This is a genomic window from Chryseobacterium taichungense, from assembly GCF_900109935.1.
GTDB lineage: Bacteria > Bacteroidota > Bacteroidia > Flavobacteriales > Weeksellaceae > Chryseobacterium > Chryseobacterium taichungense.
On sequence record NZ_FOBV01000001.1, the window covers coordinates 756955 to 773555 of the forward strand.

At 36.2% G+C, this 16601-nt stretch carries 11 protein-coding genes; 8 read left to right on the forward strand and 3 right to left on the reverse strand.

Going from position 1 to position 16601, the window contains the following annotated elements:
• Complete coding sequence (locus BMW64_RS03510; protein WP_089998431.1) at window positions 1-1032, forward strand: glycosyltransferase family 2 protein; 1032 nt, start codon at window positions 1-3, stop codon at window positions 1030-1032.
• Window positions 1033-1036: 4 nt separating this feature from the next.
• Window positions 1037-2017, forward strand: a complete 981-nt coding sequence (locus BMW64_RS03515; RefSeq protein ID WP_143052635.1) for a WaaS/CpsH family glycosyltransferase — start codon at window positions 1037-1039, stop codon at window positions 2015-2017.
• A gap of 16 nt (window positions 2018-2033) precedes the next feature.
• Here BMW64_RS03515 and BMW64_RS03520 read toward each other — a convergent pair whose 3' ends face one another.
• Window positions 2034-4103, reverse strand: coding sequence for a glycosyltransferase (locus tag BMW64_RS03520; RefSeq protein ID WP_089998433.1), 2070 nt, complete (start codon window positions 4101-4103; stop codon window positions 2034-2036).
• 62 nt (window positions 4104-4165) lie between these two features.
• Between BMW64_RS03520 and BMW64_RS03525 the strand changes: the two genes are divergently transcribed.
• Window positions 4166-5050, forward strand: coding sequence for a hypothetical protein (locus BMW64_RS03525; RefSeq protein ID WP_089998434.1), 885 nt, complete (start codon window positions 4166-4168; stop codon window positions 5048-5050).
• 40 nt (window positions 5051-5090) lie between these two features.
• On the opposite strand, the gene BMW64_RS03530 is transcribed toward BMW64_RS03525, so the two are convergent.
• Entirely contained in the window at window positions 5091-5435 is a 345-nt protein-coding gene (locus BMW64_RS03530; protein ID WP_177175227.1) for a phosphomannose isomerase type II C-terminal cupin domain, read from the reverse strand.
• A 123-nt stretch (window positions 5436-5558) separates the two neighbouring features.
• On the opposite strand from BMW64_RS03530, the gene gltX reads away from it, so the two are divergent.
• Complete coding sequence (gene gltX, locus BMW64_RS03535) at window positions 5559-7064, forward strand: glutamate--tRNA ligase (RefSeq protein ID WP_089998436.1); 1506 nt, start codon at window positions 5559-5561, stop codon at window positions 7062-7064.
• Window positions 7065-7112: 48 nt separating this feature from the next.
• Complete coding sequence (locus BMW64_RS03540) at window positions 7113-8069, forward strand: acetyl-CoA carboxylase carboxyltransferase subunit alpha (protein WP_089998437.1); 957 nt, start codon at window positions 7113-7115, stop codon at window positions 8067-8069.
• A gap of 56 nt (window positions 8070-8125) precedes the next feature.
• On the opposite strand, the gene BMW64_RS03545 is transcribed toward BMW64_RS03540, so the two are convergent.
• On the reverse strand, window positions 8126-8830 hold the full coding sequence (locus tag BMW64_RS03545) for a DUF6759 domain-containing protein (protein ID WP_089998438.1): 705 nt from the start codon (window positions 8828-8830) through the stop codon (window positions 8126-8128).
• Window positions 8831-8975: 145 nt separating this feature from the next.
• On the opposite strand from BMW64_RS03545, the gene tsf reads away from it, so the two are divergent.
• The 3 genes from tsf (at window position 8976) to BMW64_RS03560 (ending at window position 16579) form a co-directional block, all read left to right on the forward strand.
• A complete protein-coding gene (gene tsf, locus BMW64_RS03550; protein ID WP_089998439.1) occupies window positions 8976-9800 on the forward strand; it encodes a translation elongation factor Ts in 825 nt (274 codons plus the stop codon).
• Window positions 9801-9993: 193 nt separating this feature from the next.
• Window positions 9994-13362, forward strand: a complete 3369-nt coding sequence (locus tag BMW64_RS03555) for a T9SS type B sorting domain-containing protein (protein WP_228400824.1) — start codon at window positions 9994-9996, stop codon at window positions 13360-13362.
• 76 nt (window positions 13363-13438) lie between these two features.
• Window positions 13439-16579 (forward strand): T9SS type B sorting domain-containing protein, encoded by a 3141-nt coding sequence (locus BMW64_RS03560; protein ID WP_089998440.1) that lies wholly within the window; start codon window positions 13439-13441, stop codon window positions 16577-16579.
• Window positions 16580-16601: the final 22 nt, after the last annotated feature.

Genomic DNA, 16601 nt, shown 5'->3' on the forward strand with positions numbered 1-16601 from the left:
ATGAGTCTTTCGGTAAGCATTATTGTACCATGTTATAACGCTTCGCATTACATTGCAGATGTTCTTATGAGCATTCAGAATCAGACTTATAAAAACATTCAGTGTATTTTAATTAATGATGGAAGCACAGATAATACGTGGGAAATTATCAAAAGCTTTTCGGATGAAAGGTTCGAAATGTATAATCAGGAAAATAAAGGACTATCAGACACGAGGAATTTCGGGATAGAAAAAGCTAAAGGTGACTTCATTTTTTTCTGTGACAGCGACGATCTTCTTCCTCCAAAAGCAATTGAAACGCTCATTTCTGCTTACACCGGCAAAGAAGATATTATTATCGGTAAAACAGCAACTTATGCATGGAATAAGAAAGAAAATATTTCATTTTTGCCACATCCCGGCAAACAACAAATCATTTCCAACAACAATTCTGAAGTTCTTTTAAAAAATATTAACGAAGGCTTAAGCCCGATTGCTCAGAATAAACTTTATAAAAGATCATTTATAACAGAAAACAACCTGAAATTTCTAAGCGGAATTTATCATGAAGATGAACTGTGGTTCTTCGAAACGATGTTCAGAGCTCAAAATGTAGTTTTCATTCCGGAAATCACTTATCTCTACACCGTAGATAATGCGCAATCGATCACCAAAAAGAAAAGCGATAAAAATCTTTTAGGATATCTGAGCGTGATTAAAACCATTTATCATAATTATTATCTGAAATATCCCGACAGGAATATTAATGCATATTATATTGCCTATCTTAAGAAAATTATCATCGGAAACTTTAAATACGATTCTAATTATTCTGAGGAAGCTGTGCTGGAAATGGAGAAAACTTTCGAAGAAGTAAATCCTGCATTTAGTGACCATATTAATTTGAAAAATATTGATAAGGCTTACTTTAAATACCTTAATAGCATCAGCCTGAAAAGCAGTGATGCTATCAAAAAAGAATATTTTAACCGTCCTGTCAACAGTCTGAGAAAGCATTTTAAGATCATAATGTTCCGCCTTTTTAATTCCTAAATAAATGATGAATAAAGAAAAATTTCTTCTGGTGATGCCTGATTATTCGGATTTTCCACAACTTTTTTTAGACAACCTGAAAAGTATCGGCTTTGAGCCTTTTCTCATTACCGATAAGGTTTCAAAATTTAAATATAAAGGCCTGGAAAGTATCAAGAATTTCTTTATTAAAAACATGTTCAGAAATAAAGAATACAAACAAAGCCTCATCAAACGTCATTTACTTGAAGAGCTTGAACGTAACTTTTCATCCATAGAAGGTAAGCTCGATTATATTCTGGTCATACGCCCCGATAACTTTCCGGTTTCATTTATCAAAAAACTGAAAACAAAAACTTCAAAATTAATTGCTTACCAATGGGATGGTATCGAAAAATTCCCGGAAATTAAAAAGTATTTCGCTCTGTTTGATACTTTTTTCTGTTTTGAAAAGGTAGAAAATCAGGCCAATATTAAACCTATTACCAATTTTTATTTTGATCATCTTCCTTCTTTCTATAAAAAATACAATACAGAAAGTCCGAGGCTTTATTTTGTAGGATTATACTGGAAAAGCAGGGAAACAAAAATCGACACATTCATTGATAAGGTGTCCGGACTGAATGTTGACCTTTCAATATTCATTCAGTATTTCCAAGAACCGGAGAAGAAAAATACCAAAATCACTTATATTAAAAACAGGATCACATTTGAAGACAATCTGGAATTCGTTAAAAATTCTGACATCCTTCTCGACTTTGTAGATCCTTTACACAATGGTCTTTCCATAAGATTTTTCGAAGCATTATATTATAAGAAAAAGGTGATTAGCGACAACATAATGGTAAAAAATTATGACTTTTACCATCCGGACAATATCTTTGTTGTTGAAAATAAAAATTATCAAAACATTGAAAAGTTCTTAAAAAAGCCATATCATGATCTGCCTGAAGATATTGTTAAAAAATACGGTTTTAGTAATTGGATCAGGGAGATTATACAATAAGAAATATTCAGAAGCTCTAATTATTTTCAAATCCTAAATATTCAAACATCTTTTTGATATTTTTTTCCTGCTGATCTACAGAAAATTTTGCGAGTGGCTTAGGACTATTTTGATGAAGGGTATTCCAGAGCCCTTCATTATGGTAAAGTTCAAGGATTTTATCAGCAAAAACTTGGGCATTATTCTCCGATACCAATGCTGTTTCCCGATCTACAAGCCCCATTCCTTCTGCACCAATAAAAGTTGTTATCACCGGCAAGGCAAATTCCAGAGCCTGCCCTATTTTACCTTTCACTCCTGCTCCATATCGTAAAGGTGCTACAAAAATTCTTGAATTTTCAAACCAGTAATCAACACTTTTCTGATATCCTAATATACGAAAGTGGTCTGAATTGTATTTTTCTTTTATTTCTTCAGGAAAATCCGGCCCCAGTATATTAATTTTAATAGTACTGTCTTTAGCCCAAACCAAAGGCATAATGCTTTCATACAGGAATTTCACGGCATCCATATTAGGCATATGATAAAAACCACCGATAAATAAAAGATTTTCTCTTTCTGAATATTTTAATTCTTGGGTTTTAACAGGCTCATGAATATTACTAACTGTAAATATTTTTCCATTTTTAATACCTTTCTGTGAAACAATTTTCTTTTCCTCATCACTGATGGAGACAACGACGTCTGCCTTTTGCATCGCAGTATATTCTGTTTCACGAAAGAATTCCATTTCTTTTTTACGGTTTTTTGTAATGGGGATATATTCGTTTTCTCTCTCCATTCTCAAATAATGAAGATCTACCATGTCATATATAATTTTCTGCCCGGAAAGTTTATCTTTAATTTTTTTATACCAAAAATCAAAACCCGTAGGTCTAAAAATCCAGACAATATCCACAAAATGGAGAGCTTCGTGTACCTGATCACTAATCTTAACTATTTTATCCTGTGTATTGACAAAATCTTTACACACTTCAACGCCAATACTTCTGAAAAAATGCACATATATATCGTCATCTTCATTAAGCTGTTTAACCGCTAAAATTATCCTGTGATGATTTTTCTGAAGAATTTTAATAATTTCCAGAAATCTCCTAGATCCCGAATCTTTATCAGGCTTCGGTATAAACTCTTCAAGAATTAAAATGTTTGGCTTTTTATAAAAAGCGTTTAAATTATTCGTATTTTCTTTATCAAGATACCTTTTGTTGGTAAAATATTTATTCCATCTACTCATAAAGGTTTCCCTGTTTCTCTGAAGCAGAAGTTCTTTGCTATTATCTTTTCCCGTATAAGAAATATTTTCAAAATGTATAATTTCTGAAGACGGCTGATAATAAATATCCAGACCTTGCTCATATTTCAAACGCTGACAAAGATCTGTTTCTTCATAGTAAGCAGGAAGAAAGGCTTCATCCAGGAGATTAACGTTTCCTTGTACATCTAATTTATGAAACAGCAAACTGCATCCGGAGCAATAATCTACCTTTCTTAAGAAATTATACTTTGGAGTATCAATAGCTTCACCCCTTCCCAAATTTACAATTTCAGTGTTTTCAAAAATAAGGCAACCAGCTTCCTGCAGGGTGTTATCCGCAAAGATCATTTTGGAGCCTACCGCACCCACTTTATCTTTACTGCTGAAAACATTCAGAAGGCTTGACAAATAATTTTCCTGAACTTCAACATCGTTGTTTAGCAGATATACATATTTTCCTTTTGCTTCTTCAATACCCTTATTAACGTTTTTAAGAAATCCCAGGTTTTCCGGATTATCAATGACTGTTATTCCTTTAATTTTCTTTAGATAATCTAAAGTATCATCCGTACTTTTATCATTGATGATGATAATTTCTTTTTGAATGTCCCGGTCATATTGATCTAATGTATAGAGGCAATTTAGCGTGTACCTTATTTGGTTGTAAACAGGGATAATAATGGAAACTTCAGGATTTTTGCATGCAATGAAATCAAAAGTATAATTTTTAAAAAAATCTAAATCATAATGATTAATCTTAAGTTTTCTCTTATTTCTAATAAAATTACGATCCTTGATTTTATTTTTAAAAAATCTTTTAATTCCCATTTTTAATTTATTATTTTGTCCTGCCTTTTCCAGGTAACGAAATTAAGAATTTATTACAAATTATGAGAGACAAAAAGAACATTATCAAAGCAGGATATTTACTATCCTATGACTATTCTTATATTTTCACTTCCGTAAAACAAATTTATGATTATGTGGACCATATTGTTATAAGTTATGATGAAAATAATAAAACTTGGGTAGGTAATGATGTATTGATTCCTGAAAGTTTTTTTTCAGAAATAAAAAGTCTTGACACGCATAACAAAATTACTTTTTATAAAGATAAATTCTATATTCCGGGGAGCGCTCCTATGGATCTCGAAACAAGGCAGAGAAATATGATGGCCGAAAAAATGGGTCTTGGAGGATGGCACATACAAATCGATGGTGATGAATATGCTTACGATTTTGAAAAACTCTCACATTTTCTAAGAAAAAACAAATACCTTTTGAAGGATCCGGAAAAAAATCCTATCAATTTTCAGGTAGATTTGGTGACATTATTCAGGAATGATGAAAATGGTTTTTATATTATTGAACCGTTTGAAGAAAAATGTCTTTTTATAACTAATTATCCAAAATACAAATATGCCAGAAGGGTAAATACCGGACGTACATTACCCCTACCCTATCTTCTTATTCATCAATCATGGGCAAGAAATGAAAATGAAATCCTTGAAAAAATAACGAACTGGGGACATAAAAATGACTTTGATACCATGAAATTTTTCGAATTCTGGAAAAGTATAAACTCAGAAAATTATACCGACTTTATTGACTTTCATCCATTGACAGCTTCAGACTGGCACAAACTTTCCTTTTTCCCTGCAAAAAATATTGAAGAATTTATTTCAGCTTTTAAGAAGAAGTTTCCTCAGCCCGAGCTTAAACTTAATCTTTCAAGCACAAGAAAAATCAAGTTATGGCTGAGAAGCCTATTTTAAAAAGGGCTTGCAGATAAGCATGCCCTTTATTTATAACTAATTAATCTCTATCATACTCATCCTCGATCCTTACGATATCATCTTCCCCAAAATAAGTTCCGGTCTGCACCTCAATAAACACGACAGGCTTATCGGAAAGATTCATCATTCTATGTTTTGCACCAAGAGGAATAAAAATGCTCTCACCATACTTCAGGCTGATTTCTTTATCATCAAGTACAACAGTCGCATCGCCTTCAATGATTGTCCATTGTTCCTGTCTTTTGTGATGATATTGGTAAGAAAGCTTTTGACCTGGATTTACTTCAATTCTTTTTAGTTTATAATTGGGCTCATCTGCCAATACAAAATATTTCCCCCACGGTCTTTCCCCTATTTCTAACATAATTTACGTCTTTTTTTATTATACAAAAGTAAATATAAGGATTAAAAAACCAAGCAACCGAACCATTAAACATTCTTAAAAACATTTAATTTTAAGTAAATTTGCACAAAATTTAAATTGAAAATGGAGAAAGTAAGAGTACGTTTTGCTCCAAGTCCTACCGGGCCATTGCATTTGGGAGGCGTAAGAACTGCATTATATGATTATCTTTTTGCTAAAAACCAAGGTGGTGAATTTGTATTAAGAATTGAAGACACAGATACCGCTCGATACGTGGAAGGTGCAGAAGAATATATTGAAGAAGCCTTGGAATGGTGCGGAATCATTGCAGATGAAAGCCCTAAAAAAGGTGGAAAATTTGCTCCATATAGACAATCCGAAAGAAGAGATATTTACGACAGATATACAGAACAGATCCTGAAAACGGATTATGCCTATATCGCGTTTGATACAGCGGAAGAACTTGATGCAATCCGAGCCGAGTATGAGGCCAGAGGCGATGTTTTCTCGTATGATAACAAAACGAGAAACCGTTTAAGAAATAGTCTTGCCCTTTCTGAAGAGGAAGTTCAGAAATTATTGGATGAAAAGACTCCATATGTGGTAAGATTCAAGATGCCGGTCGACAGAACACTCAACCTTGAAGACATCATCCGTGGAAAATTCTCTGTCAATACCAATACTCTGGATGATAAAGTTCTGGTAAAAAATGATGGGATGCCGACTTATCATTTTGCCAACATCATTGATGACCACGAAATGGAAATTTCCCACGTAATCCGTGGTGAAGAATGGCTGCCTTCTTTAGGTCTGCATACTTTAATGTATGAAGCAATGGGTTGGGAAGCACCGCAATTTGCCCATCTTTCATTAATTTTAAAGCCGGAAGGGAAAGGAAAACTTAGCAAAAGAGACGGTGATAAATTTGGATTCCCGGTATTTCCGTTGAATTTTACCGATCCGGCAACAGGAAATATTTCTAAAGGATACAGAGAAAGCGGATATCTTCCCGAAGCATTCATTAATATGGTTGCTCTTTTAGGCTGGTCTCCTGCAGATGATAAAGAAATCCTGTCTCTGGATGAAATGGCAAAAGAATTTGATTTAAATAAAGTCCATAAAGCCGGAGCCAGATTCAGCAAAGAAAAAGCAGAATGGTTCAACCATCAATATATTCAGCAAAAATCTGATGAAGAATTGCTTCAAATTTTAAAAAGCTCAGATTTAAATTTAACCCTTTCGGATGAAAAATTATTGAAAATTATTCATCTGATGAAAGAAAGAGCCACTTTCCCAAAAGACATTTACGAAAACGGTAAATTTTTCTTTGAAGCGCCGGTTTCTTACGATGAAAAAGCTTCAAAAAAAGCGTGGAATGATGAAACATCTACTGTTTTAGGGGAGCTTGCTTCAAATTTAGAAGGAATAGATTTTACAGCTGAAAATATAAAAAGTACAGTCCATGATTTCGCAGAAAATAAGGGTTTGGGAATGGGTAAAGTCATGATGCCCCTACGTTTGGCTTTGGTAGGAGAATTAAAAGGACCGGATGTACCGGACATCATGGAACTTCTTGGAAAAGAGGAAACTATCTCCCGAATAAACAATGCAATCAATAATTTTAAATAGATTCATATAATTTTTCATAAATTTGAAAGATTTAATTTACTTCAAGAAATGGAATATTTAAGTTTCGAACTTCCTATCAAAGAACTCGTGGATCAACTTCAGACTTGTTCTTTAGTAGGAGAAGAAAGTGGTGTTGATGTAAAATTAGCATGTAGCCAAATCGAGGATAAGATTTTGGAAAAGAAAAAAGAAATCTACAGTAATCTTACCCCTTGGCAAAGAGTACAACTGTCCCGTCATCCGGATCGTCCCTATGCATTGGATTATATCAATGGTATGGCAGATAAAGGCAGCTTCCTGGAACTTCACGGAGACAGAAACTTCGCTGATGACCCGGCTATGGTAGGAGGATTACTAACCCTGGATGGCCAGAAAGTAATGGTAATCGGGACTCAAAAAGGAAGAACAACCAAAGAAAGACAACACAGAAGATTCGGAATGCCGAATCCTGAAGGATACAGAAAAGCATTAAGATTGATGAAGCTTGCTGAAAAATTTCAGATTCCTGTAGTAACGTTGGTAGATACACCGGGAGCATACCCAGGTCTTGAAGCTGAAGAAAGAGGACAAGGTGAAGCCATTGCGAGAAATATCTTTGAAATGGTACAGCTTAAAACTCCGATCTTTACTTATATCATTGGTGAAGGAGCCAGTGGAGGCGCATTAGGAATCGGTGTAGGAAACAAGGTATATATGTTGGAAAATACATGGTATACCGTAATCGCACCGGAAAGCTGCTCATCGATTCTTTGGAGAAACTGGGATCATAAGGAAGATGCAGCCAATGCACTTAATCTTACTCCTAAAGATGCCTTAAGAGAAAAATTCATCGATGGTATCATCGAAGAACCACTTGGTGGAGCACATTATGATCCGGCAACTGCATTTCAGCATCTGAAGACTTCTATTTTGCAGAATATCAAAGCGTTCTCAAAATTTACCGGTCAGGAGCTTGAAACTCAAAGACAAGACAAATTTATTGCGATGGGGCAATTTAAAGGATAAAATAAAATCGGCTAAGAATAATTCTTAGCCGATTTTATTTTTAGTTCTCAATTTTGTTATTCTCTCAGATTTAGTTCAATCTCAATATCCTTGTTGATTTTCTTTAATGATGAATATTTAGCATCACAAACCATTGTTGTCAGGATATATTCCCCTTTTTCTACCAAAAGAAAGTTTTGCCCGTTAGCCGGAACATCAAGATTATAATATTTTTTCCCGTTGATTTTTACGATAAGATTGCACTTCGATCTGTTTTTGATATTGATATACGCTTCCTTATCCATAGGATCGTTATTAAACAAATGTGTAAGCATGGCTGCTGTTTTATTATGCTGTTCACTTGTCCCGGATTTTTTACTTGCAGCCCCTGTAACGCTGGCATAATTCACTGTTCGTTCAGGCGTAGCAGAACTGGCATTTGCTGTTAAAACTTTAGATTTATTCAGGCTGTTCTCATCAAGAACCATCTGCTTGATTTTATCTTCACTTATTGTTTTAATTGTCGGTTTAGCTTCAGGAGAATTATTGGCCATCACGATCTGCATCAGCTTTCTCTTAAAATAATCTGTTTTGGCATGACCGGGATTTTGCTTTAGAAATCCTGCGACAACTCTGGCTTCTGCGGTTGCCTCAGCATCACTTTCCGTGTAGATAATCACGGTTTCCTTCTCTACAATAGCTTTTGTTTTAGCTTTTTTCTTTTTTTGCGAAAAACCAAGGGTAAATATGCATAAAAATATAAGGAGAAATATTTTCTTCATTAAGTAAACATTTAAAAATTTATTAAATATACAAATAACGCAAAAAGTCATTTTTTAGTTTATCATTAAAATCATTATCTTTGCATCGCTTTAAAATTAAGCTAAAAATTAATACTAATCTTAAATAAAAAAAATAATAGATATTATGTCTTATACACCAGTAGCTGCTGACGTAGCAAAATTGAGAAACCAAACGGGTGCAGGTATGATGGACTGCAAAAAAGCTTTAGTAGAAGCTGAAGGAGATTTCGAAAAAGCGGTAGATATCCTTAGAAAAAAAGGACAGAAAGTAGCTGCAAACAGAGCAGACAGAGAATCTACTGAAGGTGCAGTAATCGCAAGAGTAAACGAAGACAACACATTAGGTGCTGTAATTTCGTTAAACTGTGAAACTGACTTCGTTGCTAAAAATGAAGCTTTTATTGAATTGGCTTATGAACTAGCTGAAATGGCGATCTTTGCTGCTACAAAAGAAGAACTTTTGGCTACAGATTTCCACGGAATCACTGTTGCTGAAAAATTAGTTGAGCAGACAGGTGTAATCGGTGAAAAAATCGAGATCGGAGCATTCGAAAGAATCGAAGGACCTTTCTTGGGAGCTTACATCCACGCAGGAAACAAAATCGCTGCTATCACTGCACTTTCTGCTAACGTAGAAGGAGCTTCTGAAGCTGCTAAGGCTGTTTCTATGCAGGTAGCTGCTATGAACCCGATCGCTCTTGACGAAACTGCTGTTTCTCAAGCAACTATCGATAAAGAACTAGAAATCGAAAGAGAACTTCTTACAAAAGAAGGTAAGCCTGAAAATATTATTGAAAATATCCTTAAAGGTAAAATGCAGAGATTCTACAAAGACAACACTTTGGTACATCAGTCTTTCATCAAAGACGGTAGCATCACAGTTGCTGACTACGTAAAGTCTGTAAACTCAGACCTTAAAGTAACTGGATTTGTAAGAGTAAGCTTATAATCCTTTTTCAGATTTAAAATATGCATCCCGATGATCCTCATCGGGATTTTTTTTGTATTTAATAATATATGACACCATAACGCATTAAAAATATATTAAATATTCAATAATTTACTCAATTACTCATCAAACTTATTAAATTTATATAAATAATTGATTTTTAATAATTACATTTGCATCCCTTATTGAAATTATGAAAAAATTTTTACTCACTGTCTGTACTTTTTTTTGTTTATTACTTAATGCTCAGCTGGATACGGATCATTGGTTTGCTCCCATGGCCTCAAAAGTCGGTGATGCAGGATTGCAAGGATTTTTATATCTTTCAACGAACGAAATAACTCCTTTTAGTGTTCAGATTTACAATAATAACACACTATATACTACAGTACAGGTGAGTAAAGGCAATCCTTCAGAAGTCCCGATTCCGAACGATTTTCTGATCACGACAAATCAACAAGATCTTTTCACTCCAAATTCGATGGGGATGTATGTAAAAGGAACAAAGAAATTTTTCGCCAATTATAGATTTTCCCTTCAAAACCATGCGGAAATTATCACATCTAAAGGCTTAGCAGGACTTGGTACTACTTTTTACGCAGTAATGGCTCCCAATAACAGCAATTCTCCATATGTAAGTATTCCCATAATAAATTCAACTATCGGAGTTACAGCTACTGAAGATAATACAGCAGTCGTTATCTCCGGATACAATCCTAATGTTATTTTCTCTGACGGTTCATCTTCACCTACAAAAAGCTTTATTCTTAACAGAGGACAATCGTATATTTTAGATGTTATGGCTACCGACAGTCCTGAAAATCTGGAAGGACTGATCGGAGCTAAAATTGTTGCTACAAAACCTATTTCCGTAACTAATGGAAATTTTAACGGAATGCACTATCCCGCAAATGGTCTTAGCAACAACGACATTCTCATGGATCAGGCTGTTCCAGTAGACAGGCTGGGAAAAGACTTTGTGGTGGTAAAGGGCAATGGTACCGTAGCATCACAAATGGAATCGGCGTTAGTGGTAGCTACTGAAAACAATACACAACTTACTGTTAATGGCGTAAATTCCGGAATTGTGTTGAATGAGGGGCAGCACTATATGATTCCCAGTCTCAATTATATTAATCAGGGAAATGGAAATTACAACATGGGGATTTCCACCAATAAAAGTGTGTATGTGTATCAGTTTCTGGCAGGTGTTTCCACCGGAAATGAATATCCTACAGGTGGTATGAATTTTATCCCCCCATTGAGCTGTTTCCTTCCTAATAAAATTGACGAAATCGGTTTTATTAATAAAATAGGAACCCAAACTTTTAACACGAGACTCAATATCATTACCCAAACCGGGGCTTCAGTTACATTGAATGGAAACCCGATTGCTGCAAGCAACGGACCGGCTCCGGTAAACGGAAACCCAAACTGGGTAACATATTCTATCCCAAGCGTTTCGGGAACAATTACGGTAAATTCTACCAAACCAGTGACTGCAGGAATTGCAGCAGGAAGTGGCGCTGTAGGATATGGCGGTTATTTTGCTGGGTTTTCATCAGTACCTGTCATTTCTAAAACAGGAGACTGCTATCTGGGAATTCTGTTGCAGGTGGATAACACTTACGACGGATATCAATGGTACCTGGACGGAAATATTATACCCGGCGCAACTTCATATTCTATCAATCCGGAATTATATGGAGCAGGAACTTATACCTGTTTGGTAACGAAAAACAATTGCGAATCTAAATTAACTACCGGTTACAATTACACTCTGTGCCCTCCCATTACGACGACAACGTACAATATAGGTTCGTGTAATACTAAAGTGATACATCCTGCTTTCACCACATCTGCTCAAACAATTGTTCCATCCAATACCAGTATTATTTCAGCACCAACTTCAGGAACAGCAACCGTAAACCCGATAACAGGGGAAATCACTTACACACCGAATGCCGGCCTCACAGCTGATGCTACAGACACATTTATTTATTATGCCGAAGGAAATGGAAATCCTGCTGATTTTGAATATTTTAAAGTAATTATTAACATTGATGTTTTACAAATAACAAATGGCTCATTGACATCTTGTACAAATTCAAACGGAAACGGAACATTTGATCTGACATCAGTAAATATTACACCTGACTCAGGAACGACGGTTCAATATTTCACCAATGCTGCATTAACAGGAACTCCGATTAGCAACACTGGTGATTATACCGGTCCGGCAGGAACTGTTTATGCCAATGTTACCTCTCAGTATGGCTGCACGAAAGTAGCGCAGATCACCTTAACGACCATTCCGTCTCCGGCTGTCAATACAACAAACTTTAATGCTACGTTATGTGATGATAATTTTGATGGGATTGTGAATGTCAATTTTTCAACAGTTACGTCTGCTATTGTGACGAATCCTGCTGCTGTTAATGTAAGATACTATTTGCTCCAGGCAGACGCCAATGCAGGTAATGCCAATAATTTACCGATCAGTTGGAATTATACTACCAACACAACAGTATATGTACGTGTAGATGCACTTACCGGTAATTGCCCACCTGCCTTTGGACAGATTAATTTTAAGATTGGTAACAGAATTACATTACTTACTACAGGCGCAAATACTGATATCTGTGACAATGATATCAACGGCTCCGAAAGTATAAATTTAGATGATTATAAAAATTTGTTTACCACAAATCCAGGAGTTACTTTGACTTTCTATACTACTTTAGCGAATGCGCAGACAGGAACGAATGCTATATCATCAACTCAGATGATAACTGCATCTAATACCACATTTTATATACGATTTACGAGCACAGCAGAATGTCCAAACACAGGTACTTTGACCATCCGTTTAAAAGCACCGAAAAAATCGGATGTTCTGAAAGATCAGATTGTTTGTAATGATCAAAAAGTTATTTTAGATGCCGGCCCCGGATTCACCTCATACTTATGGAGTACCGGAGCGACCACTCAGACGATATCAGCAGGGGCAGGAAGTTATTATGTAGATCTCGGATTCAACGGATGTATTTATCATCAGGAGGTAAATGTCACCACCTCCGCATCTCCTACGATTACTAAAATTGAAGTATCCGGCTACAATGCAACGGTGGCTGTTTCGGGCGGAACTCCTCCATACCAATATTCTTTAAATGGAATTGATTATCAGACTTCTAATGTATTTACAGGATTATCCAGAGGGGTACACACTGTATATGTTCTGGGAGCAGACCGTTGTTTCCCGGTTATTAAAGAATTTTTAGTGTTAAACCTTATAAACGCAATCACACCAAATGGAGATGGGCTTAATGATCTGCTTGATTATTCGGACCTAAAAATCAAACAAAATGTTTCTATTGAGGTCGTAGACCGCTATGGAGCCCCTGTTTACAGATCCACAGATAAAAATTATATCTGGGATGGAAAAGTAAATGGAAGACCTCTGTCTACCGGTACTTATTGGTATGTATTAAAGTGGATGGAACCTGACACTAAATTACCAGTTTCATATTCAGGATGGATATTAATTAAAAATCGCGAATAAAATTAACTTTCTTAATGTTTTATTAACAATATATTGAATAAAAGTTTATTTTTGTAGAAATCATAATCCATATCACATGAGAAGATTTCTACTATCTTTTATAGTAATGCTTTTTGCCGTTAATACGGTTTTTGCACAAAGAGATACAGAACATTGGTTTGCGCCGATGAAGAACAATACAAACCTGATTGGCGGCGAAAACAGCCAGTCGATTTATTTCTCTACCGACTCTGTTGAACCTTTCGATGTTGATATTTATAATAATAATCAGGTAATCGAAACGGTGACTGTCTCTAAAGGAAATCCAGTTATCTACAATATCCCTATAGTAAACGGAAATTCAGATATCATCACACCATTACAATCCGATGTTTTCACTACTATCACAAAAGGTCTTTATACAAAAGGTCCCAAGCCTTATTATGCCAATCTCAGATTTTCAATTCCCAGCCATGGAGAAATTCTTACCTCTAAAGGGAAAGCCGGGATCGGTAAAAAGTTTTATGCAGCTGCAGCACCTATTACAGACATTGGAGGGGGTGACATCTATAATTTCATGACGGGAATTCTTGCTACAGAAAATAATACTGTTGTGACTGTTTCAGGATATGCGTCCAGTGTGACATTTTCTAACGGTACTACAGGAGCCAATACTCCATCCATGTCTTTTACTCTAAATAAAGGACAGTCCTACATCATCGAAGGAGTAGGCAACCTATCCGGAAACGCAACAGGTTTTATCGGTGCTAAAATTGAAGCCGACAAACCTATATCAGTAACCAATGGTAACTTCAATGGGCAATTCTCCTGGGGACCTGTAGGTTTAAGCTCCGACATCATCATGGACCAGTCTGTACCTGTAGAAAGATTAGGAAATGAATTTATTGTAGTAAAAGGGAACGGTAACGTATCTGCCTTAATGGAGGACGCCCTGATCATTGCTACTGAAAACAATACAGAAGTACGAATCAATGGCGGCCCTGTGATTGCAACATTGAACGAAGGACAATATTACAGAGTAAATGGCCCGAATCCGGGAGTTCCGGCGAATAATGTTAATTACATAGATCAGGGTAACGGGCATTATAATATGCATATTAAAACCTCTAAAAATGTATATGTTTATCAGCTTCTTGCCGGTTTGGCAACGAGTATCGCAACCTTGGGATACAATTATATTCCACCTTTGAACTGTTTTCTGCCAAGAAAAATTGATGAAATTGCCTACATTAATAATCTTAACGGCAGTACGAATGATATTAAGCTAAACATTATTACGGAAGCAGGAGCTACTGTTACTTATAGTGTTAATGGTGGCGCGCCTATCACCCCAACTACAGTGCAAGGGCCTTACCCTGTACAGGGCACTTCAGACTGGCAAACCTACTCGATCCCGGCATTATCTGGAAATGTTACCGTTTATTCAACGAAAGCTGTTACGGCAGGTATTGCAGGAGGAAGCGGAGCGGTAGGTTACGGAGGATATTTCGCAGGGTTTTCATCCATTCCGGTAATTGCAAAACAATCGGGAGATTGTGTTCCGGGAATTGTTCTTGAAGTTGACGACAGCTTCGAAACGTATCAGTGGTATCTGAATGATGTTGCCATCCCGGGTGCTACACAACACGTTCATACTCCTACGCAAGCAGGAAACTACACTGTAAAAGTAACGATGGGAACATGCCCACCGGTAACAACTCCTGTCTACAAAGTATTTTCCTGTGTTACAAATACAACGGCTAATCTCAGTGCCTGTGCCACTAAAGTGATCACGCCGGCGTTTTCGTTCAATACATCGCAAACCCCTGTTGCAAGTACTGTAACCATACTTACCTATCCGACACACGGAACAGCAACACTAAATCCTTCAAACGGACAGATTACCTATATTCCGAATGCAGGATATCTAGGTCCGGACACTATTGTTTATCAATTCTGTGGTAATGCAGCAGAGTTTATTGACTGCGAACATGTAACGTTAAATTTAAATGTTGTTCCTTTCATTTTAACGGATAGAACCATTAAAGCATGCCAGTATAATGGTAAAGGATTCTTCAACCTTACTACCGCCAATGTAACCTTATATAATCCTGTAACGAAGAAGTTCTATCCTACCATGGAGCATCTTAATGCAGGGACCAATGAGATTACAAACCCTGAAAACTATCTTTCAGCAGAAGGATTTGTATATGTAAAAGTTACAACCAACGAAGGATGTGTAGGAAGCGCTAAAATAACATTGCAATTCTTCCCTTCACCGGTAGTAAATGAAGCTACACTCAGTGAATGCTTCCTGGAAAATCAGGAAACTAAGGCAAAATTCGATCTTACCATTGCCAGTGTAACGAATGAAAACCCGGTCACGAAAAATTACTACCCGACTTTTGTCGATGCTAGCAACGGAACGAATGAAATACAGAATGCGGACGCCTATATTTCCGGAGACGGAGCCGTTTATGTCAGAGTATACAACAGTAATCAGTGTTATACTATCGCCAAGATAAATCTAAAAGTAATTCCTCCTAAAAGATCTGCTCTACTTACTGACAAGATCATCTGTATCGATGGAAGAACAAACCTGGATGCAGGACCAGGATATGCTTCTTATGAATGGAATACGGGAGCAACTACTCAGGTACTGGAAGGTGCTACTGTAGGTGAATACTGGGTGATTCTGGAAGACAGCGGATGCTTTGTAAAGCAGTTTGTGCATGTGAAGAAAGCTGATGCTCCGGTAATTACAGAAATTGAAATCTCAAATAATACCGCCACCGTTCATGTGACTGGCGGATCAGGACCATACCAGTATGCCGTTGATTCACCTACTAACTGGCAGGATTCCAATGTATTTACGGGACTTTCAAGAGGTCAGCACGTTTTCTATGTTAAAGATTTTTATAACTGTGCACCAATCTCTGTTGAGATCACTGTACCGAACCTCATCAATGCGATCACTCCGAACGGTGACAATAAAAATGACTTTATTGATTATAGTGAGCTTGCTTACAAAGAGAATCTTTCCTTTGTAGTTTACGACAGATATGGAAATAAAATTTTCACCGGAGATAAATTCAATAATTACAAATGGGACGGGAAACATTACGACAAAAAGCTGATCACAGGGACTTACTGGTTTCATATCAACTGGAATGAACCTAATAAAGAAAAAACCCCGATCAAATATACAGGCTGGATATTAGTCAAAAATATTGATTAAATCACTACAATAAAATACTACA

Excerpts from the sequence above, each read along its gene's own strand:
- BMW64_RS03510 (WP_089998431.1), top strand. The coding sequence starts at position 1 with ATGAGTCTTTCGGTAAGCATTATTGTACCATGTTATAACGCTTCGCAT.
- BMW64_RS03515 (WP_143052635.1), top strand. The coding sequence starts at position 1,037 with ATGATGAATAAAGAAAAATTTCTTCTGGTGATGCCTGATTATTCGGAT.
- BMW64_RS03520 (WP_089998433.1), bottom strand. The coding sequence starts at position 4,103 with ATGGGAATTAAAAGATTTTTTAAAAATAAAATCAAGGATCGTAATTTT.
- BMW64_RS03525 (WP_089998434.1), top strand. The coding sequence starts at position 4,166 with ATGAGAGACAAAAAGAACATTATCAAAGCAGGATATTTACTATCCTAT.
- BMW64_RS03530 (WP_177175227.1), bottom strand. The coding sequence starts at position 5,435 with ATGTTAGAAATAGGGGAAAGACCGTGGGGGAAATATTTTGTATTGGCA.
- gltX (WP_089998436.1), top strand. The coding sequence starts at position 5,559 with ATGGAGAAAGTAAGAGTACGTTTTGCTCCAAGTCCTACCGGGCCATTG.
- BMW64_RS03540 (WP_089998437.1), top strand. The coding sequence starts at position 7,113 with ATGGAATATTTAAGTTTCGAACTTCCTATCAAAGAACTCGTGGATCAA.
- BMW64_RS03545 (WP_089998438.1), bottom strand. The coding sequence starts at position 8,830 with ATGAAGAAAATATTTCTCCTTATATTTTTATGCATATTTACCCTTGGT.
- tsf (WP_089998439.1), top strand. The coding sequence starts at position 8,976 with ATGTCTTATACACCAGTAGCTGCTGACGTAGCAAAATTGAGAAACCAA.
- BMW64_RS03555 (WP_228400824.1), top strand. The coding sequence starts at position 9,994 with ATGAAAAAATTTTTACTCACTGTCTGTACTTTTTTTTGTTTATTACTT.
- BMW64_RS03560 (WP_089998440.1), top strand. The coding sequence starts at position 13,439 with ATGAGAAGATTTCTACTATCTTTTATAGTAATGCTTTTTGCCGTTAAT.